At 55.0% G+C, this 21,421-nt stretch carries 15 protein-coding genes and 1 pseudogene; 12 read left to right on the forward strand and 4 right to left on the reverse strand.

Features of this window, described 5'->3' with window-relative positions:
* Positions 1 to 138: 138 nt before the first annotated feature.
* Entirely contained in the window at positions 139 to 1,179 is a 1,041-nt protein-coding gene (locus CWM57_RS02360) for a LacI family DNA-binding transcriptional regulator (protein ID WP_074385780.1), read from the reverse strand.
* A gap of 399 nt (positions 1,180 to 1,578) precedes the next feature.
* On the opposite strand from CWM57_RS02360, the gene CWM57_RS02365 reads away from it, so the two are divergent.
* The gene (locus CWM57_RS02365; protein WP_074385781.1) at positions 1,579 to 2,835 is read left to right on the forward strand and encodes a sensor domain-containing diguanylate cyclase; all 1,257 of its coding nucleotides are present in this window, start codon (positions 1,579 to 1,581) and stop codon (positions 2,833 to 2,835) included.
* A 124-nt stretch (positions 2,836 to 2,959) separates the two neighbouring features.
* Positions 2,960 to 3,901 (forward strand): hypothetical protein, encoded by a 942-nt coding sequence (locus CWM57_RS02370; protein ID WP_074385782.1) that lies wholly within the window; start codon positions 2,960 to 2,962, stop codon positions 3,899 to 3,901.
* Between the two features lie 60 nt (positions 3,902 to 3,961).
* On the opposite strand, the gene guaD is transcribed toward CWM57_RS02370, so the two are convergent.
* Together guaD and CWM57_RS02380 are read right to left on the reverse strand one after the other, a co-directional pair.
* On the reverse strand, positions 3,962 to 5,272 hold the full coding sequence (gene guaD / locus CWM57_RS02375; RefSeq protein WP_100630515.1) for a guanine deaminase: 1,311 nt from the start codon (positions 5,270 to 5,272) through the stop codon (positions 3,962 to 3,964).
* Between the two features lie 101 nt (positions 5,273 to 5,373).
* Complete coding sequence (locus CWM57_RS02380; RefSeq protein WP_100675555.1) at positions 5,374 to 6,870, reverse strand: NCS1 family nucleobase:cation symporter-1; 1,497 nt, start codon at positions 6,868 to 6,870, stop codon at positions 5,374 to 5,376.
* A gap of 144 nt (positions 6,871 to 7,014) precedes the next feature.
* On the opposite strand from CWM57_RS02380, the gene CWM57_RS02385 reads away from it, so the two are divergent.
* The 3 genes and pseudogenes from CWM57_RS02385 to puuE all read left to right on the forward strand — a co-directional run bounded on the left by CWM57_RS02385 (position 7,015) and on the right by puuE (position 9,419).
* A complete protein-coding gene (locus tag CWM57_RS02385; protein ID WP_002905523.1) occupies positions 7,015 to 7,731 on the forward strand; it encodes a GntR family transcriptional regulator in 717 nt (238 codons plus the stop codon).
* Positions 7,731 to 8,599 (forward strand): annotated as a pseudogene (locus CWM57_RS02390) (aspartate/glutamate racemase family protein); the annotation flags it as partial. The gene CWM57_RS02385 and the pseudogene CWM57_RS02390, both read left to right, overlap by 1 nt.
* Positions 8,487 to 9,419, forward strand: coding sequence for an allantoinase PuuE (gene puuE, locus CWM57_RS02395; RefSeq protein ID WP_074385786.1), 933 nt, complete (start codon positions 8,487 to 8,489; stop codon positions 9,417 to 9,419). The pseudogene CWM57_RS02390 and the gene puuE, both read left to right, overlap by 113 nt.
* Before the next feature lie 185 nt (positions 9,420 to 9,604).
* On the opposite strand, the gene CWM57_RS02400 is transcribed toward puuE, so the two are convergent.
* Positions 9,605 to 10,186, reverse strand: coding sequence for a hypothetical protein (locus CWM57_RS02400; RefSeq protein ID WP_074385787.1), 582 nt, complete (start codon positions 10,184 to 10,186; stop codon positions 9,605 to 9,607).
* Between the two features lie 165 nt (positions 10,187 to 10,351).
* Here CWM57_RS02400 and CWM57_RS02405 point away from each other — a divergent pair, with 165 nt between their 5' ends.
* The 7 genes from CWM57_RS02405 (at position 10,352) to CWM57_RS02440 (ending at position 21,386) form a co-directional block, all read left to right on the forward strand.
* Positions 10,352 to 10,888 carry a dihydrofolate reductase family protein gene (locus CWM57_RS02405; RefSeq protein WP_074385788.1) on the forward strand — a complete coding sequence of 179 codons (537 nt, stop codon included), beginning with the start codon at positions 10,352 to 10,354 and terminating at the stop codon, positions 10,886 to 10,888.
* Between the two features lie 248 nt (positions 10,889 to 11,136).
* Positions 11,137 to 11,361, forward strand: a complete 225-nt coding sequence (locus CWM57_RS02410) for a hypothetical protein (RefSeq protein ID WP_071839073.1) — start codon at positions 11,137 to 11,139, stop codon at positions 11,359 to 11,361.
* 833 nt (positions 11,362 to 12,194) lie between these two features.
* Complete coding sequence (locus tag CWM57_RS02420) at positions 12,195 to 13,646, forward strand: circularly permuted type 2 ATP-grasp protein (protein ID WP_074386186.1); 1,452 nt, start codon at positions 12,195 to 12,197, stop codon at positions 13,644 to 13,646.
* A gap of 5 nt (positions 13,647 to 13,651) precedes the next feature.
* Complete coding sequence (locus CWM57_RS02425) at positions 13,652 to 14,596, forward strand: alpha-E domain-containing protein (RefSeq protein ID WP_074386187.1); 945 nt, start codon at positions 13,652 to 13,654, stop codon at positions 14,594 to 14,596.
* A complete protein-coding gene (locus tag CWM57_RS02430; RefSeq protein WP_100675556.1) occupies positions 14,593 to 17,937 on the forward strand; it encodes a DUF2126 domain-containing protein in 3,345 nt (1,114 codons plus the stop codon). Before CWM57_RS02425 ends, CWM57_RS02430 begins: the two co-directional genes overlap by 4 nt.
* A gap of 24 nt (positions 17,938 to 17,961) precedes the next feature.
* Entirely contained in the window at positions 17,962 to 20,508 is a 2,547-nt protein-coding gene (locus CWM57_RS02435; RefSeq protein WP_074385791.1) for a circularly permuted type 2 ATP-grasp protein, read from the forward strand.
* A complete protein-coding gene (locus tag CWM57_RS02440; RefSeq protein ID WP_074385792.1) occupies positions 20,505 to 21,386 on the forward strand; it encodes a transglutaminase family protein in 882 nt (293 codons plus the stop codon). Before CWM57_RS02435 ends, CWM57_RS02440 begins: the two co-directional genes overlap by 4 nt.
* Positions 21,387 to 21,421 lie beyond the last annotated feature (35 nt).

Consider the following 21,421-nt stretch of genomic DNA (forward strand, 5'->3'; position numbering starts at 1 on the left):
TTCTCAACAATGATGGAATGATGATTTTTTGATGGCCATCATGCTTTGAATTGATGTGGTTTTTGATAGTTTTTTATCAAATTGAGGGCGGGCGCGGTCTGCCCGTTAACTGGCCCCGGTGGCGGCGGGGCCGGGAATTTACATATTTTCTTTGGTGATGATATCGAAAGGCTGAGGGAGAGAAATCACCTCGCTGTGCGAGCGAGAAACCGCGTCCGTTATGGTGCGTAGCGTGGCAGCGGCAAACGCCTCCAGCCGGTGGTTAAGCATGATGTCGATGGTGCCATCGATCAGCGCCAGTTCACTGTCGTTTAGCGGGCCGTGGCAGACCAGGGTGATCGCCTGCTGACGGCCGCTGTCGCGCAGCGCCTCGACAATGCCTTCGACGCCGCCGCAGGGGGCATAGATCGCCTGCAGGGCCGGGTACTGACTCAGCATCTGCTCCGTCACGGTCCTGGCGATATCCGCCCGTTCATGGCTGCGAACCGGCTCCAGGATCTGCTGCCCCATGCCTTGTTCACGCAGGCAGGAGCGGAAGCTGATCTCACAGCTTTCCTGACAGGTAAAACGATTGTCGCCAATGATAATGCCAATTTCACCATTCCCGCGGCATAAGCGCTCGATAAACCAGGCGGCGGTGCGCCCGGCTTTTTGATTATCGAGGCCGATATATCCGCTGCGCTGGGGGACCGACAGATCCGAAAGCAGGGTGAACACGCGAACGCCGCGGGCGGCAGCCCGGGCGACTGCGTGGCGAATCAGCGGGTGATCCAGCGCCACCAGGCCTAACACGTCCACCTCGTCACTTAGCCGGTGAATGGCCTGAGCCATCGCTTCCACCGCATCAATGGCAAAATGCAGTATCACCGGCGCCTGGCCTGCCGGTAGCCATGGGGCGGCCTCGCGCGTCAGCGCTCGGGCCAGCGGCAGGTAGAAGGAGTGGGTCTCTTGCAGCAGGATAAACCCCATTCTGACCGTGACCGGCGCTTTACCCGCTGCCAGACGATAGTGGGGTTGCTCGAGGGTAAACCCCAGCCGTCGTGCCGCCTCCAGTACACTGAATGCCGTGGACTCCTTCACCGCCGCACGCTTGTTCAGCACCCGGTCGACGGTGGCAATACCGACTTTGGCTTCACGAGCGATATCGGCAAGCGTGATTTTGGTAGCGTTTTTTTTCACTGTGATGGCCGTTTGTGATGAGAGTTATGATAGAAACTATCACGAATAGTCTGGGCATAAAAGCCGCAACGCGGGTGTCCTGGACAAAGCCAATACGCAGCCAACCGGGGGTAAGACCGATATACATACTCTGTGATCAAAAGCGACTACCAGTTCTGGTATTGCTGCTATGCTGTTGAAATAGAATTAATAAAAAAGACATTTTCGCATCCAGTCGGTTAAACCACGCGCAAAGTCGCCTCGGGTGGGCGTTGCTGCGTGCAGAACCGACTATACTTGCCGCGCATGCGCGTCATTAAGGTTTTTCGGTTTCTTTTTGCTATCACTTTATACCAGCGTCAGGGCCGCTCATCGTTGTGCGTTGCTCCGGCGCCGGGAATTGGTCGGTTTGGGGCCTGTATGTTATTAAAAGAACTGGCTGTTTTTGATGTATTAAGTACCCCGATATGGGTAGTCCATCCTTTTAATGAAAGTGTGGTCTATGCCAATCAGGCTTCCCGGACGTTGAGCGGCGATATGTCGCTGAAGGAGATGCGTAACGGTATCTATTCGACCTGTCCTGAAACACAGTTACAACATTATCTTCGCTATCTCGATACGATGACCGAGATATTTGAAGTCTGGACGCTACAGACTGAGAAGGGCCTGCAGTCGGTGTATTGTAAAACCACCCTGGTTGAGACTGACGACAGCGGTACCTTACTGCTGTTTGAAGCCGTGAAGCTGCTGGCGCAAAATCAATCCATTCACACCGGGTCCCGCCGCTACCAGCGGCGCAACAATGGCTTTTTTGCCCGTTTTTTTATGACCAATACCGCGCCGATGTTATTGATCGATCCCAATAAGGATGGTCGAATTGTCGATGCCAATATTGCGGCGCTGCGTTTTTATCATTATTCCGATGAGGAAATGCGCAATAAACATACCTGGCAAATTAATACCCTTGGTCGGGACGTGATCCCCATCATGAATAATATTGCCAATATGCCAGGCGGGCATAAACCGCTTAATTTTACGCATATTTTAGCCGACGGTACGCTGCGCCATGTCCAAACCTACGCCGGGCCCGTAGTGCTTTATAATATTCGACTGATGTTGTGTATTATTCACGATATCACCGAGGAAGTGCATCTGAAAAAAGAGCTGGAATTTTCTGCCGCCCACGATCCCCTCACAGGATTGCTTAATCGCCGCGAATTTTATCGCCTCGTCGAGGCACCGTCATTTATCGCGCAAGGCTTTTGTCTGCTGTTAATCGACATCGATCATTTCAAGAGCATTAATGATATTCACGGTCATCAAAAAGGGGATGAAGTCCTGCTGGTGCTCTCGCGCATTCTGGAAACATCGGTTGATCGTGAAGATAAAATTTATCGCTGGGGGGGAGAAGAGTTTCTGCTCTTTTTACCCCATTCGCCGATAGCGCGCGCCCTGATACTGGCGGAAGGGATCCGCCAGGCGGTCAGCGAGTATCAGACGCTGTCGGTGACGGTGAGCATCGGCGTGGCCGAACACCATGACGGGGAAGCGATTGATCAGCTTTTTTCCCGCGTCGATAAAGCGCTGTATGTGGCCAAAAATGATGGGCGCAACCGGGTCTCGCGCATGCCGTTTGAAAATGTGGAACTGCTGCACAGCCGCGGAGGCGCGGCCTGAGCAGCCCAATGCTTTTTCTCCCCGCCGGACGCGCAGGCTGACTCACCGACTATACTGAGTGAACGCCAGCCTGCTGATTTGGGTGGCAATATTGTTAGCCTGTCGCTGAGGTGGCAAACGACATATGGTGCGTCTTCTCGTTCTCCTGTCGGTCCTTTCGCTTTCCGCGCCAGCGACGCTGGCGGCGAACGGCCACGCCATCAAACAGCGTGCCGATGCCGTATTGACCCTGATGAGCTATACCGTTGTCCCTGACGTGACCGCCAGCGATCTCAACATTGGTTCCGGCAGCAACGACAAGCATAATCTGGCCATCACCCAGTTTGGCGGCGGGGCAACCCTCAGCGAGTCGTTCCCGCTGTATCTTGAAGGTACGATGGGTTACAGCCGTTACGACCCGCGCTTTGTGGTCAGCAATGGCGAACAGACGCGGAATGTGCCGACCAAATGGAACAGTCTGACCACCACCGGCGGTGTCGGCTGGGATTTTTCGCTGCACCGGGACAGCCTCGGAGGCAACCTGGTGTTGCGGCCGATCGTCAATGTGATGCTCGGTACCCTGGCCAGCGATGCGCGCCTCGGCAGCTGGGCAATCGAGCGAAAAACCAACGCCGATCTGCAATTCCTCGACGGCGGTCGGTTCAATGCCTGGGGGCTCGGCGGGGCGTTGATGCTGGATTACGAACGCTTTTCCGCCACCCAGGATATTGATGCCGAACTGCGTTACTCCTATATGCATCTGCAAAGTTTCGGCAGTAGCGCTGAGGTGGTGCAGGGAGAGGCCAGCGCGGAGAATCTCGGCTTGTATCTGCGCCGCCGCGCGCCGATAGCGGACTGGACGCTGTTGGGTAACCCGCTGCGTTACGTTCTGGAGGGGGCGCATACCGAATTTCTCGGCGACCAGCGAGGGGCGCTGGGCTTTACCGGTTTGACCTCCCTGGGGATTGGCCTCGAGCTGGACAGCAGTAAATACCCGGTCTTTATCACTCGCACCCGGTTGGTGGCGCGCTATATGTTCGGCAATAACACCACAGGCTATGGTGTAGGCCTGGCAATGAGTTTTTGATGACCTCAAATCTGGTGCCGGACGGTTCCCTCTCCCATTGGAAGAGGGCCAGGACGAGGGTCAATCCTGACACCACACCCGCTCGCCATTCACCCACGTCTCGCTGATATTGCGTTCATCTCCCAGGGTCATCAGCACGAACAACTGCTCATAAATGTCATGGCAGCGGCCTGTGCGCAGACGCTGCAGCGGGGTGACCGCCGGGTCAATCACCACAAAATCTGCCTCTTTGCCCGGCTGAAAATTGCCAATTTTCTCCTCCAGCCGCAGGGCTCGCGCCCCGCCGAGGGTGGCGTGATAGAAGGCCTCGCTGGCGCGCAGGCGATAGCTCTGCAGTTGTCCTACCTTGTAGGCCTCGCCCAGCGTCCGCAGCATGCTGAAGGTGGTGCCAGCCCCGACGTCGCTGCCAATGCCCATCCGCACCTGGTGCTGCCAGCAAGCTGGCAGGCGGAACAGTCCGCTGCCGAGAAACAGATTCGAGGTCGGACAGAAGGCGACGGCGGATCCGGTGTCATGCAGGCACTGCCACTCGGCATCATCGAGATGGATCCCGTGAGCAAAAACGCTGCGTTCGCCGGTGAGCTGATAGTGATGATAGACATCCAGATAGTGCTCATGCTCAGGCCACAGCTGTTTAACCCAGGCGATCTCCTCGCGGTTTTCACTGAGATGTGTCTGCAGCCAGGTGTCGGGAAACTCAGTCCGCAGGCGCTGCACGGCCTCCAGCAACGCCGGTGTCGAGGTAGGGGCAAAGCGCGGGGTGATGGCATAGCCCAGCCTCCCGCGCTGATGCCAGCGGAGGATCAACTCCCGGGTCTGCTCGTAGCTCTCCCCGGCGGTTTCGCACAGATAATCCGGCACATGGCGATCCATCATCACTTTTCCGGCGATCAGCCGCATATTCAGACGCAGCGCTTCGCTGAACAGCGCCTCGGCCGAAGCCGGGTGCAAGGTACAAAACACCAGCGCGGTGGTGGTGCCATGGCTAATCAGCTGGTTAACAAAAAACTGCGCTATCTCCTGCGCATAATCCGCATCGGCAAACTGGCTTTCCACCGGGAAGGTGTAGGTGGTGAGCCACTCCAGCAGCTGTTCGCCAAAGGCGCCGATCATTTCAGTCTGCGGATAGTGAATGTGGGTATCGACAAAACCGGGCAACAGCAGCTTGCCTCGCTGGTCGACATAGCCCTTCAGCGGATGCAGAAAGGCTTCTCCTTCCTGCCATGGCAGCAGCGCGATAATTTTCCCATCCTGCAAGAACAACAGGCCATCATCGAGATAGCGGGCCTGGGCGGCCACCTCATCCGGGGTCTCTGCTACGCCGGCGATATCAAAAAATGCACCGCGCACCGCGGTCTGGTAATCCATCATCGAACCTGCCTTCTCTTAACGCTCCGGGAATAGTGATAAATAGCAAGATTGGTGCCAGTTTGCAGACTGCCGCGGCCAGACGCCGCGGCAGGTGGTGAGGGTTACTCTTTTTGCGCTACCGCGCCGGAACGGAAGGATGCTGTCGCCTGCACTTCACGCTCGTCGCGGGCCAGCCAGCGGTAGAGGGTGCCACCGAGGAAGACCCCAATAAACCAGCTGAAGTTCGCCACTTCATGCAGGGCCGGAATAAAGCTGATGATTAGCCCCAGGGCCACTGTCGGCAGCAGGGCGGTAATCGCTTTCGGGTTAAAGCCGTTGCGGTACCAGTATTTACCCTTCGGCGTATCGTTAAACAGATCGTCCACCGACACCCGGCCGCGTTTGATGAGATAGAAGTCGGCGATCAGGATGCCAAACAGCGGGCCAATAAAGGCACCCAGTACGTCGAGGGTATAGTGGATCAGTTCCGGAGAGTTAAACAGGTTCCACGGCGTCAGGAGTATCGAGCCCACCGCGGCAATCATCCCGCCGGTACGGAAGCTGATTTTCTGTGGCGCGCAATTGGAAAAATCGAAGGCCGGAGAGACGAAGTTAGCCACGATATTAATGCCGATGGTGGCGGTAATCATGGTCAGCAGGCCAATGGCCACCGCCAGATCGTTACCCACGCGGCTGACGGTTTCGATCGGGTCAGTGATCATTTTGCCGAACAGCGACTGGGTGCCGGAGACAATCACCACGGTCACCACCGAGAACAGCAGGAAGTTAAACGGCAGCCCCCAGCGGTTACCGCGGCGGATCTCGCCCATGCTTTTGCCGTAGCGGGAAAAGTCACCGAAGTTGAGCAGCGGTCCGGAGAAGTAGGAGACCACCAGCGCCGTGGCGGTGATCATCTGCCAGGTCTGCTCGCCGGCGCTCAGGGATTTGCTGGCGAGGGTAAAGGAGATCCCGTCCAGACCGGTCTTGTATACAATCCAGCCGGCCAGCGCCAGCATCACCACATAAACCGCCGGACCGGCGATATCGATAAAGCGTTTGATGGCGTTCATGCCATGCCAGAACACCATCGCCTGCAGCAGCCACATGGTGGCGAAGCACAACCAGCCGAGCGTCGACAGCCCGAGAAAGCTGCTGCTGGTCAGCGAGGCAAGGGAGGGCCAGAACTTGAGCAGGACCAGCATCAGGGCGTTAGCCGCCAGATAGGTCTGAATACCGTACCAGGCAAACGCGATCAGCCCGCGGATCACCGCCGGGATATTGGCGCCGAAGACGCCAAACGCCTGACGGCAGATAACGGCGTATGGCACCCCGGCCATCTGGCTCGGCTTCGCCACCAGGTTAGCGCACAGCTGCACAATACAGATGCCGACCAGCAGGCAGAGCAGAACCTGCCAGCTGGCCAGTCCAAGCGTAAAGAAGCTCGCCGCTACTACGTAGCCGCCCATGCTGTGCACGTCCGACATCCAGAATGAAAAAATATTGTACCAGCTCCAGTTCTGGTCGCGGGTGGGCGCCAGATCGTCATTACATAGCCGCGGACTGTAGCTGGCGGCCGCCTCGTGAGTCTTCTTCTGCTGCGTGTGGGATGAATGTGGCATGAAACCTGCTCCTCTGAATGAAAACCCTTTGATATGGATTGCTGAGGCTATTGCAGGATCCAGGCCAGAATGATGAATCTTGTATACAAAAAATAAATTTTATGTATACGATCTGCTATCGATAAGTGAAACCGGAGTGGGTTAATGAATAATGAACATCGTCTCCAGGCCGCGCCAGCGCTGCAGGACAAGGACGAAAGCATTTACCAGGCGCTGATGACGGCCATCGTCGAACATCAGTTGCCGCCGGGCAGCAAACTGCCGGAAGAGGCGCTGGCGGAGGTATTCGCCGTGAGCCGCACCGGCATCAGAAAGGTGCTGCAACGACTCGCCGCTGTGCAACTGGTCACGTTGACGCCCAAACGTGGTGCACATGTCACCAGCCCCAGCGTGGAAGAGTCCCAGGCGATCTTTCGCACCCGGGCGCTGCTTGAGGTCGCCAATTTGCCCGATGTGATCGCGCGCTGTCAGCCGCCGCATCTGGCGGCGCTGGAGAACATTATTCAGCGTGAACAGCAGGCGCATGAGGCGCATGACGGCCCGGCGGCGATCCGCCACTCCGCTGACTTTCATATTCAGCTGCAGGCCATCTCCGGTAACCCGGTGCTCACCGAGATGGTGACCCGCCTCAGCCAGCGCTCCTCTTTAGTGATTGCCGCCTGGGGCGCCCCCTGGCGACAGGGCTGTCGCTGCGACGATCACCAGCAGCTGGTGGGTTTGCTGCGGGATAAAGCCCTGCAGCCACTTAGCGAGGCGCTGATGCACCATTTTGATCATATTGTCGCCAGCTTGTGTTTCGAGCGCGATGGCGTCAGCCTGCCCGATTTTTCCCGGTTGTTCGCCGGCCACAAGGAGTCGTGATGTCTGCCATATGTATACAAGTGATCAACCCCAATACCAGCCTGGCGATGACCGAAACGATAGGCGCCGCCGCGCGTGCGGTCGCCGCGCCGGGTACCGAGATCCTTGCGGTCTGTCCCCACGCCGGGGTACCGTCCATTGAAGGCCACTTTGACGAGGCCATCGCGGCGGTCGGCGTGCTGGAGCAGATCAAGGCCGGACGCGAGCAGGGGGTGGACGGGCATGTGATCGCCTGCTTCGGTGACCCGGGGCTGCTGGCGGCGCGGGAGCTGGCGCAAGGGCCGGTGATCGGCATTGCGGAAGCGGCGATGCATATGGCGACGATGGTCGCCACCCGTTTCTCCATTGTGACCACGCTGCCGCGCACGCTGATCATCGCCCGTCATTTGCTGCACCAGTACGGATTTCATCAACACTGCGCGGCGCTACACGCCATTGATTTGCCGGTGCTGGCGCTGGAAGACGGCAGCGGCCTGGCGCAGGAGAAAGTGCGTGAGCGCTGCATTCGCGCGCTGAAAGAGGATGGTAGCGGGGCGATTGTCCTTGGCTGCGGTGGGATGGCGACCCTGGCGCAGGAGCTGACCCACGAGCTGCGGGTGCCAGTGATCGATGGCGTCAGCGCGGCGGTGAAGATGGTGGAGTCACTGGTCGCGCTGGGCCTGGCGACCAGCAAGCACGGGGACTTAGCGTTCCCGGAGAAAAAAGCGTTAAGCGGACAGTTTCAGTCGTTAAATCCATTTTAAAAGGGGCAGGAGATGGGAGAGAACCAGGAGCACTATCCTCGCGATCTGCGAGGTTATGCAGGGCAGCCGCCGCACGCGCGCTGGCCGGGTGGGGCGCGGATCGCGGTGCAGTTCGTCCTCAACTACGAGGAAGGCGCTGAGAATCACGTCCTGCATGGCGATGCGGGTTCGGAACAGTTCCTGTCCGATATTATCGGCGCCGCCAGCTACCCGGCACGCCATATGTCGATGGATTCACTCTATGAGTACGGCAGCCGGGCAGGGTTCTGGCGCATCCATCGTGAGTTCAGCCAGCGCGGGCTGCCGTTGACCGTTTTCGGCGTGGCGATGGCGCTGGCGCGGCACCCGGAGATTGTGGCGGCGATCAAGGCCGCGGATTACGATGTGGTCAGCCACGGCTGGCGCTGGATCCACTATCAGCACATGGATATTACTGAGGAGCGCGAGCATCTGCAAAAAGCGGTGCAGGTGCTGACCGACCTGTTCGGCAAACCGCCTACCGGCTGGTATACCGGCCGCGACAGCCCCAACACCCGCCAGCTGGTGGTGGAGCACGGCGGCTTTGACTACGACAGCGATTATTATGGCGATGATTTACCTTTCTGGAGCGAAGTGGCCTGCAGCGACGGCAGCCAGCGGCCACACCTGATCGTGCCTTATACCCTCGACGCCAACGACATGCGCTTCGCCACCGCCCAGGGATTCAACACCGCGGAGCAGTTTTATACCTATCTGAAAGACAGCTTTGACGTGCTGTACGCCGAGGGTGAAACCGCGCCGAAGATGATGTCCGTGGGGATGCACTGCCGGCTGCTGGGCCGCCCGGGCCGTTTCCGCGCGCTGCAGCGTTTCCTTGACTATATCCAGCAGCACGACAAGGTGTGGGTCTGCACCCGGCAGCAGATCGCCGACCACTGGCGCGAAACCCATCCGTATCGCGGGTAGCTTGCTGCCTCTCATCTGGCCCTCTCCCCAGGGAGAGGGTACCGCCAGATAGTGTATGTTGCATTGACATACCCTGAGAGGCTGGCGGCTGTGTACCAGGAGGGCATGTGGTAAACTCAGGCGTAACAATGTCCAGAGGAATACCTTTAACCCAGGTGGACCTCATTTCCTTGCGACTGTCTTTGTTATCGAATAACGGACTTAACAGCCATAAGGGTCCTTTTTCGAATCCATCCACTGCCTGCCCGTATTGCCAGCCAGTAAGCCGTCATTTTCAGCAGAGTCGCTCTATCCGGACAGTAAATAAACGTTTCAGTTTGCAGCTCATGTTGCCCTTCATTCACTGTTTTTACTCGGTAGCGCAGTAAGAGCTTCGCGCTGCCCGGCATCACAGGCGCCAGATAAGCTTCAGTATTCGGCACGTTTTCCAGGCCGAAGTCCGCACGCCAGAATTGTCCGCGCAATCCGTAGCAGAGCTCGGATGCTGACTTTTCCAGAAGGGTAAAACTGTCCAGGCCAAAGCGGCTAACCGGCAGGGGGTATTTATTGCGCCGAAATTTTTGCGGAAATTGTCGTACAGACATCAATAACCGGATAACGGCGTCCTGCTGAATATCGAATGTCGCTATTAACGGCAGGATTTTTTCAGGCGAGTACGTCCTGATGATCGTCTGGTGTTTTTCATGGAACTGAAACTGTGGCAAGAAAACGGGTATATCCTGCCATTGAGCAAGTGCTCTGCTGGTAACGAATCCCGGGTTCAGCATGTTATTTCCTTATTATCCTTCAAGCCCAACCAGAGTAACAGATGCTTCACGGCAAACAAGAACCGCACAGCATCCGGTGATGACATTGTGATAGGTTACTTTATGGGGAGCAGCTAACATCGCTTAATTCAACGGCATATACACAAGCTGAATACGGAGCACTTGATGGTCACCACACATGTTTTTATCGCGGTCAGTCTTGATGGATACATCGCCCGACAGGATGGCGATATTGACTGGCTGTTGCAGCGCGATGACCCGACAGAAGATCATGGCTATGCTGCATTCATCGCGGACAAAGATTGGATCGTTATGGGGCGAGGTACCTATGAGAAGGCGCTGACCTTTGACGAATGGCCTTATGATCGACCCGTACTGGTTCTCTCCCGACAGCTAACCGATACCTCCGTGCCCAAAGCGTTGAAGGACAAAGTGCAAATCTCATGCCGCACGCCAAGGGAGGTGCTTGCTGACCTGACGGTAGAGAACGCGCGTCGCGTCTATTTAGATGGCGGGCAGGTCATACAGTCGTTCCTGCGCGAGGGGCTGGTCGCCGATATCGTTATCACGACCATTCCTGTCCTGCTTGGCTCGGGAAAACCGTTGTTCGGATCCCTGACCAGGGATATCGATTTGACGCTGTTATCAAACCGCAGCTTTCCTTCGGGTCTGGTGCAGTCGCACTATCGGGTGACGTCATAAACTGCCTATAAACATAGCGGCGACCTACGCAAAAGCGAGAGTACCGTCCTGCCGCCAGCGGTACTCTATTATATAGGGCATTCACTTCATCTCTGGTGGGCTTTAGCAGGGGAGCAACCTGCTATAGACAGATTCACCGCTACATCCACCGGAATGAAAACGAATTTTACCCCTACATTTAGTGATGGCTACCTACAGATGGTTCGTCTATTCTGCCTGTATTAACGACCAGGCCGGAGTCACGCTTTGTGGATAATCCCATTATTCTGAAAACCATCGTTAGCTTTATTCTCATTCTGTGGGTAATCGATGTATTCAGGACCAGGAAAAGAAAACGTTTTGATCCCGCTATTGAAGCCGCTGATGCCAGAGAACGCCATCAATGGCGCTATTTCAGATGGGCGTTCCGGATCATACAAGTGGTAGCGGGAGTGTATATCTTCGTGCAGCTGATTCAGGTTTTACTGAGATAGATTCTACAGCCAGGTACGACTGGACAGAACATCCTGGTGAGCAGAATAACGCAAGTGAATTGTTCTGTGGCGGCGCGCAGAAACCTCTGCCGCCGATGAACATGTGCTCATGGTTCAAATCATTGCAATTCAAAAACAGGGTGCGCCGCCATCATTCGGCATCCGATACAGGCGAGACATGCGCGCGCAGGCGAAGCTGACCCGTGGTGCGCTCCAGGGAGAAAGAATGCCGCTCTCATCAATGAAGGAGGGTAAGTTAAGCAATAACCAGAGAGTAAACGTCTTGCACCGAAAGTAACCTATCGTATGGTGCAGGGCTAATCTGAAGCTTCGTTGAATAGAAGAAATGCAACGCCTCATTTTGGTGCTTTACGGTATCTCTCCTGCATCATGATGATCCATGCTCCATAGTAAATTACCATTACGCATCATGTTATCTTATTGATAATAAATGAATAAATTAATGGCACGCTTTGTGCTTAAATTAATGTGAAAGCTTAAAAATTTAACTCCATGAACAAGTGATAATAACCTGTAGCTTGCATTGTCAGTACCGATGCGATGGGCCAAAAAATGATTTTCAATGCGATCATAATTTAACTCGCAACCGATTAAACGTTCACATTGACGATGATGGCCAAGGGGAGGTGACGGTACACAATATAACCATCAATACTAAATCAAAAATTCATGCAGAGATTTTTTATAAAATGACTCTGTGTTGCAAATAATAACTCCTCCTGTGTTTTGAGAAACGAAAGCTTTGAAGCTTTGTTCTGTGAAAGTAAAGTCTATACTGCCCAGGTCGGCGATTTAACAAGGATACAATGCTGATGCATAAACTCATAAAAAATTACGAAGCCGACATCTTTTTCGATGAGCTGATCGACCATGAGGGCAATCCACGTTTTTCCGCACAACGTCTGATTCAATGCCTTGATTCTCTTCCGCCGGATGAACTGGAGAAACGTCGTCTGACGGCAGAGGCGACAATTCAGGAAATGGGGATTAGTTTTACGGTATATACCGATAAAGGAAATATCGACAGGATTTGGCCATTCGATATTATTCCACGCATTATTGATGCCAGAGACTGGGCAATAGCGGAAACAGGCCTGAAGCAACGTCTTACCGCTCTGAACCGCTTTATCGATGACCTGTATAATGAACAAAACTGCATCAAAGATGGCATTATTCCTGAATATATTATTAAGGAATCTAAAAATTTCCGTCCTGAGTGTGTTGGCATGAAGCCACCGTATGGCGTATGGGCGCATATTTGCGGTACCGATTTAGTCCGGGATGAAACCGGGCAATTCTACGTCCTGGAAGATAACCTGCGGGTGCCTTCTGGCGTCTCCTATATGCTGGAAAACCGCGCCATTACCAAGCGCGTCCTGCCAGAACTGTTTGAAAGTGACGAGATCAAACCGATTGATGCTTATCCGGCACAGCTGCTGGAAACCCTGACGGCCCTGTCGCCGCGGCAGATTGAACGCCCGGAGATCGTGGTGCTGACACCGGGTATTTATAACTCCGCCTACTTCGAGCATGCCTTCCTGGCTCAGCAAATGGGGGTGGAACTTGTCGAGGGCGCCGATCTGTTTGTCGGCGACGACGACTGCGTCTACACCAAAACGATCTATGGCCCGGAGCGGGTGGACGTCATTTACCGGCGCATTGACGACATGTTCCTCGATCCGGAAGTCTTCGAGCCTGAGTCGGTTCTTGGCGTGCCTGGCCTGATGCGGGCCTGGAAAGCCGGAAATGTCGCGCTGGCTAATGCGCCGGGTGCCGGAGTGGCGGACGACAAGGTGGTCTATGCATATGTTCCGGACCTGATTCGCTACTATCTTGACGAAGAACCCATTCTCCCGAATGTCGAAACCTTCCTTTGCCAGAACGATGACGACCGCGAATACGTACTGCAGAATCTGAATAAGCTGGTGGTGAAACCGGCTAATGAATCAGGTGGTTACGGTATGTTGGTCGGGCCGCATTCAACCAAAAAAGAGCAGCAGATATTTGCCAAACTGATCCAGGAAAATCCCCGTAATTATATTGCTCAGCCGACACTGAAGCTCTCCACCGCACCGGCGCTCATCGCCAAAGATTATCTCGAGCCGCGCCACCTTGATTTACGTCCATTTATTTTGCAAAGCAAAGAGACTTACGTGACGACCGGCGGCCTGACGCGGGTGGCGATGAAAAAAGGTTCGTTAGTGGTGAACTCATCGCAGGGCGGTGGCAGTAAGGATACCTGGATCGTGGAGAGCAAACGATAATGAATATGCTATCAAGAGTTGCGGCACGCCTGTACTGGAGCGCGCGTTATCTGGAACGCGTGGAGAATATCGCACGGTTAGTCAGCGTGTATGACGATCTGCTTTACGATCTGCCACGCGATATTGCGGTTTCCTGGTATAACCTGATTGAAATTAACAGCGGTGTCGTCTTGTTTAACCAGCGCTATAAGATTAAAGACGAACGTAATGTTCTGAAATTTCTGCTGGCTGACGAGAGCAACCCAGATTCACTGCTGTCGTCATTAAAAATGGTCCGTGAAAATATCCGGACCAGCCGCGATGTGGTGCCGGGCGAAATGTGGGAGCTGATTAATGAGCTGGATCTCTATGCCCGCCAGAATATCCGCCTCGGTATCAACCGTTCTGAACGGCATACCTACCTTAATACCATCATAGAAGGATGTCAGAAAATTGTTGGTTTACTGACCGGTTCGATGAGTCGTGATGCCGGCTGGTATTTTCTGAACATGGGGCGCTATCTCGAGCGCGCCGATATGAATACACGCATTCTTGACGCCGCGAATTCCCTGATGATGCAGGCGCGTGAGGAAGAGAGCATTAAGTTAGGCCAGGTCGTGTGGTCGAAGGTACTGAAATCACAAAGCGCCTATCTCAGCTTTCGCCGGGTGATGCGCTGCTCTATTAAAGGCTCGCTGGTGGTCACTTTGCTCCTTACGGACAGGCATTTCCCCCGTTCGCAGCGCTTTTGTCTGGAGCAGATCAAACTGGCCGCCGCTGAGCTGCCGCGGGCATCAGACGTTTCTGTGCACATCGACAGCCTGCTGCTTGCGACCCGGGGCGTTGAACACTCTCACGATCTGAACCGAGAGTTCAGCCTCTATCTTAATGAAATCCAGCTCAGCCTGATTGCGCTTCATCATCTGATTACCGACAACTGGTTTCATTTCCTGCAAGGAGATGCCGTATGACCATCCGGGTAGCGATTCAACATAAAACGACCTATGACTTCGATCGTTTGATCAACGTGGCGCCACATATTTTGCGTCTGCGGCCTGCGCCACATTCACGTACGCATATCCATGGCTACTCCCTGAAAGTGACGCCAGAGGACCATTTTATTAACTGGCAGCAGGATCCCTTCGGTAACTATCAGGCACGTCTGGTGTTTCCTGAAAAAGTGAAGCGCCTGGAGTTTGCGGTGGAGGTGATCGCGGATATGACCGTGATCAACCCGTTTGATTTCTTTATCGAAGAGTATGCCGAGAATTTCCCCTTTGCCTATGATGCCTTGATGCAAGAAGAACTCGCGCCTTATCTCAAGGTCACCGAGCAGTGTCCTGAGCTGGAGGCGTGGCTGGCAAGCGTTGATTGTGAGGAAATGGTGCCTATCGTCACCTTCCTCGTGCAGCTCAATAGCCGACTGGCCAACGAAATTGACTACGGTATTCGCCTTGAACCCGGCGTGCAGAGTTGTCAGGAGACGCTGACATTAAAAAAAGGCTCGTGCCGGGATACCTCATGGTTGCTGGTACAGATACTGCGTAATCTGGGGCTGGCCGCGCGCTTTGCCTCTGGCTATCTGGTGCAGCTCACCGCCGATGTGAAAGCGCTTGATGGCCCCTCAGGCCCGGAACAGGATTTCACCGATCTGCACGCCTGGTGCGAGGTCTATTTACCCGGCGCCGGGTGGGTGGGGCTCGACCCGACCAGCGGTCTGTTCGCGGGCGAAGGGCATATTCCTTTAGCCTGTACGGCTGACCCGCAGTCTGCGGCGCCGATTACCGGCGCAACCGACCCGTGCGAATGCGAGTTTAGCTATTCCAATATTGTCACCCGCATCCATGAAGATCCGCGGGTCACACGGCCTTATAGCGAAGACGAGTGGGTTAACATCAATGCACTGGGGCGCGCTGTTGACGCCGAACTGCAATCTAACGATGTGCGACTGACAATGGGGGGCGAACCGACGTTTATCTCCATTGACGATATGGATTCCGCACAGTGGAATACCGATGCGCTGGGTAAAGATAAATTACGCCTCGCGAAAGATCTGTTACTGCGCTTAAAAACGCAGTTTAGTCGCGGCGGATTGCTGCATTATGGTCAGGGAAAATGGTATCCGGGCGAAGAGGTTCCGCGTTGGGCGCTTGGATGCTTCTGGCGTACCGATGGCGAGGCGTTGTGGCACGACCAGGCGCTCCTGGCCCGTGTCGATCGGGATTATGGCCACACCCTTAGCGACGCGGAACGATTTGGTGAGGCTCTATGCCGGCAGTTAGGGGTTGCCGCCCGCTATTTACAACCCGCTTATGAAGATTCGCTCTACTATCTGTGGCTGGAGCGTTCTCTACCTGAGGGGGTCGATCCGAGGACCGCAAATCTGAATCATGACCTCGAACGGCGGAGACTGGCGAGTTTGCTTAGCCGCGGGATGGAAAACCCCACGGGCTACATCCTGCCTGTCGAATTCGATGGCGCATGCTGGCAAAGTAGCCCCTGGCCAATGCGTGCCGGGCTGATTACACTGATCCCCGGTGATAGCGCGATGGGCTACCGTCTGCCGCTCAATTCGCTGCCGCCATTAGCCGACGATGAGATCGTCGTCGAACGAGATCCTTTTGAACCTCGCGAACCCCTTCCGGTCTTTGCTATGGGGGGAGAGACGGCCCCTGTTCGTGCCCGGCAGACCTTACAGCAACAAAAAATGGTCGCCAACGGCACTAAAAGCGTGGTCCGTACCGCACTGTGTTTCGAACCGCGAGAGGGCAAGCTGCATCTGTTCCTGCCCCCGGTAACCCACCTCGAGAATTATGTGGCCCTGGTGCATGCCATCGAGGAGGCGGCCAGTGAACTGCAGCTTCCGGTGGTGATTGAAGGTTATGAGCCGCCAAAAGATCCTCGCTTGCAAAAGCTGTTATTGACCCCCGATCCGGGGGTTATCGAGGTCAATATTCACCCGGCCAGCCACTGGGATGAATTGGTGCATAATATTGAAACACTCTACGAGCAGGCGCACCAGGCAAGGCTGGGGGCCGAGAAGTTTATGCTTGATGGTCGGCACACCGGCACCGGAGGGGGAAACCATGTCACTTTGGGCGGGAGTACGCCAGCCGACAGTCCGGTACTTCGACGTCCCGATCTCCTGCGTAGCCTGGTGACCTACTGGCAACATCACCCCGGTCTTTCCTACTTATTCTCCGGTATGTTTATTGGACCAACCAGTCAGGCTCCGCGCCCGGATGAAGGGCGCGATGAAGCCCTCTATGAAATGGAAATTGCCTTCCAGAATATGCCGGAAGGGCTGGTTGATACGCCATGGCTGGTGGACAGACTGATGCGCAATCTGCTGGTGGATGTCACCGGCAATACCCATCGTTCAGAATTCTGCATTGACAAACTCTATGCGGCAGGCAGCAGTAGTGGTCGCCTGGGGCTGCTGGAGTTCCGCGGTTTCGAAATGCCCCCTCACGCTCGCATGTCGCTGGTGCAATTACTGCTCCTCCGGTGTCTGGTGGCGCGTTTCTGGAAAGAGCCGTATCACCAGCCGCTGGTCCGCTGGGGGACACAGCTGCACGATAAATTTATGTTGCCGCATTTTGTCTGGCAGGATGTGAAAGAGGTGGTGGATGATCTGCAGCGTCATGGTTATCCCTTCAAACTGGCGTGGCTGTTGCCGTTTGAAGAGTTCCGTTTCCCACACTATGGCCGTCAGCAAATCGATGATATTGAGCTGGAGCTGCGCTGGGCCATCGAACCGTGGCATGTTCTGGGTGAGGAAGTGACGCTGTCCGGGACGTCGCGCTATGTTGACTCCTCCGTCGAACGTATACAGGTGCGCCTGTCGGGTTTAACCGAAGGGCGCTACGTGCTGGCGTGTAATGGCCGCCGCGTGCCGCTGCGGGCTACCGGAAGACAAGGAGAGATGGTGGGGGCGGTACGTTATCGGGCGTGGGCGCCACCGTCAGCGCTGCATCCGACGATTGGGGTAAATACCCCGTTAGTGTTTGATTTGATTGATACCTGGAATGGTCTTTCCATCGGCGGCTGCACCTATCGCGTCAGCCACCCTGGCGGACGTAACTATGAGACGCGACCGGTTAACAGCAACGAAGCCGAAGCCAGGCGTGTCAATCGCTTTTGGGATCATGGTTTTACCCAAGGTACATTGATCCCCCCACCGGCATTCAGCGCGCTAAGGACCTTCTATGAGCATGAGCAGGTACCACGCCCGATGGCTCCGCCTGCAGAGGAACCTGGTGATGAATACCCACATACTCTGGACCTTCGCAGGAAGTATACTAGGATTTAGTTTTGAGCCGGGTAATCAGAATACATGACTGCTTCTTTTTCTGAATCAATCGCGCCGGCCTGTGAGCCGGCTTCTTTCTCTGTCGAGAACGCGTCGACAGCAATTTATAACGAGGCCTGCGATCTGACGAACATCCTCCGCCCACACTGGACGGAGGTGATGAACAGCGTCAGTGAGATGGGTGTGGAAGGGATGGAAAACCGTCTTCGCCAGGCACAGCGTATTTTGCGTGATGATGGCGCCACCTATAACCTTAATGGTGATCCGCTTTCGCCAAACGTCTGGTCGCTGGATATCATTCCCACTCTGTTGGCGGAGGGGGAATGGGCAACCGTGGAACGTGGGCTGGCTCAGCGTTCGCTGCTATTCGATCTGATGCTTAAAGACCTCTATGGTGAACAGCGCCTGCTGAAAGAGGGGATCATCCCGTCAGAAATTGTCTTCTCTCACCCAGGTTTTCTGCGTCAATGCCACGGTATTCGTTTGCCTGGGGCTCACAATCTGATCTTCCATGCTGTCGATTTGGTTCGCGGTGGGAATGGACAGTTTGTGGCGATTGGCGATCGCACTCAGGCCCCGAGTGGTACTGGCTATGTTCTGGAAAACCGAATCGCTGTTTCCCGCGTACTGCCATCGTTGTTTCGTAACAGTCATGTCCGGCGACTTTCCGGTTTCTTTCATGCGCTGCGGCATACGCTGGCCAGCCTTGCCAGCCACAAAACCGATACCCCGCGGATCGTCGTCCTCACTCCCGGCGCCTACAGCAGTACCTATTTTGAGCACGCTTATCTGGCAAACTATCTCGGCTTTCAGCTGGTGCAGGGAGGCGACCTGACCGTGCGTAACGGCAGAGTATGGTTGAAATCCCTGAATGGCTTGTCGGAAGTGGATGTGATTTTGCGCCGGATGGATGATACCTACTGCGATCAGACAGAACTCCGTTCCGACTCTCGCCTGGGGGTACCCGGGCTGCTTGAAGTGGTGCGCAACGGTAACGTCGTGCTGGCTAACCCACTGGGCTCAGGGGTCCTTGAAGCTCCGGCGTTGCTGGCGTTTATGCCTGAAATAAGTCAGTTTTTGCTGGGTGAACCGCTGTTGATCCCCACGGTGAAGACCTGGTGGTGTGGCCGGGCGGAGGACCGCGACTTTGTGATCCACCACCTTGATCAACTGATCATCAAACCGTCTTATCGGAGTTTTGATAGCAAAAGTATCTATGGCCATAGTCTGGATGACGCAGGCCGCAAGCTCATTCTTCAGCAAATTACTGCTAGTCCGCACAGCTACGTGGCTCAGGCCTATATTCCGGGTTCACGTGTTCCGGTGTGGGCTAACCAGCAAATTGAGTATCGCCCCACGATTTTCCGTGCTTTCACCGTTGCCGCACCGGAAGGATACTGCGTCATGCCAGGAACGTTGTCGCGGGTAGCAGAGTCTGCAGATGATTTTATTGTCAGCGACTTATCCGGCGCACGGAGTAAAGATACGTGGATACTTGGTGAAAGCTTCGATACCGCGCAGCCACTTCTGACAGACTCGATTCCCCGCGATGAGGGAAATTTGCCCAGCCGGGTGATAGAAAACCTGTTCTGGTTCGGCCGCTATGCGGAACGCGCGGAAATGAGCCTGCGCCTGATACGTATTCTGTTCAAACAGCTTAATGGCGTTGAGCAATTTATGCCTGAAAGTCGCGAAATTCTGCTGGGGGCATTATCAGCGCTCACCGGGACATTTCCTGAAAGCGACGCTGTCGGCGACCAGAATCATGAACTGTCTTCACTGGTTTGTGATGGCCAACGTGCGGGATCGATAAAATTTAATATCCTCAACATGCTGGCCTGCGGTGAGCAGGTGAAAGAGATGCTATCGGCCGATACTCGCATAATCATCAATGAATTACGTGATTATATTCGGACGGTGGAAGTCGCCTATCAAGACGGGCTGCCGGAGTTGCCGGAGGAGTCGCTGGATAATCTGGTCACCTCTTTACTGGCCCTGTCCGGACTGAGTCATGAGAGCATGCTGCGGGGCATGGACTGGCGGTTCCAGGAAATTGGTCGCCGCGCTGAACGGGCGCGTCTGACCGCCATTCTGCTGAAACATACCTTAACCCGCGCCGTTCCTGGTTTGCAGCAACAGCAAATTTTAGAATCGGTACTGATGAGCGTCGAGGCGTTAATTTCCTTTCGACGACGTTACCGGGGGCAGATGAATATCATTTCCGGTCTGGATTTATTGATGCTGGATGGGACGAACCCGCGTTCATTGATTTACCAGGTTGATCGGTTGCGTAAATATCTCCTCGATTTGCCGCGCCTGGAGGGACAAACCTCCAGCCTGACATCTGATATGCGACCGGTGATGAAATCACTCACGGATATTCAACTCGCCGATCTTGATCTACTGGCACAGGTTGATGAACAAACCGGACTGCGGGAACAACTGGATACGATAATGACGCAGATAATCAGCCAGCTGGAGCAATTCACCACCTTGCTGAGCGACAAATATTTCGACCATGCCAATGGACCGCAGCAACTGATTAACACCCAGTGGAAGACCGACTTATGAAATACCGGGTACGACATCTTACAAAGTACCAGTACAATTCTCCGGTGACGTTATGCTACAACATGACGCACCTGTTGCCGCGAAATACCGCGAATCAGCACTGCCTGCAACGGCGGATCATCGTAACGCCGATGCCGGTTTATCAGAACGAAGGGTGTGATTATTTCGGCAATTTGACGTTTTATTTTTCGATCCAGGTCCCGCACGACACCCTGACCATTGAGATGGAAAGTGAGCTTGATATTGACGAAATCAACCACGCGGACCTGCTGAATAGCCACTCTCTGACCTGTGGAGAGTATCGGCAGCGATTACATGAGTCCGGCACGCCGGAGCTGCGGATGGCGAAAGAGTATTTGCTCGATTCCAGTTTAATTCGCCGTTCTCAGCAACTGGCTTCCTACGTAGCGGATATTTTTCACGATGATGCCCCGGTCATTCAGGCGGCGGCGGCATTGACCCATCGTATTTTTGAGGAGTTTACTTTCGATCCGATTGCGACCAGTGTCAGCACCCCGCCAGAGCAGGTTTTACAGGAAAAGCGGGGCGTCTGTCAGGATTTTGCCCATCTGGCGATCGCCTGCCTGCGTTCCGTCGGCTTACCCGCTCGCTATATCAGCGGCTATATTGAAACGCTACCGCCCGAGGGGCAGGAAAAATTAGTCGGGACCGATGCGTCGCATGCGTGGTTTGCCATTTTTATCCCGGATGCAGGCTGGCTGGAGTTTGATCCGACTAACGATCTCATGCCTCAGGGACAACATATTGTGACGGCGTGGGGCAGGGATTACGCCGATGTTGCCCCATTGCAGGGGGTTATTTTTGATGGCGGAGCCACGCTGGCCCTTGAAGTTGCGGTCGATGTACAGCGCGGCTGAGCACTAATATTTCCCCCTCAGCGAGAGCGGAGGGG

The sequence above is a fragment of the Klebsiella sp. G-Nf4 genome (assembly GCF_002810615.1).
GTDB lineage: Bacteria > Pseudomonadota > Gammaproteobacteria > Enterobacterales > Enterobacteriaceae > Klebsiella > Klebsiella variicola.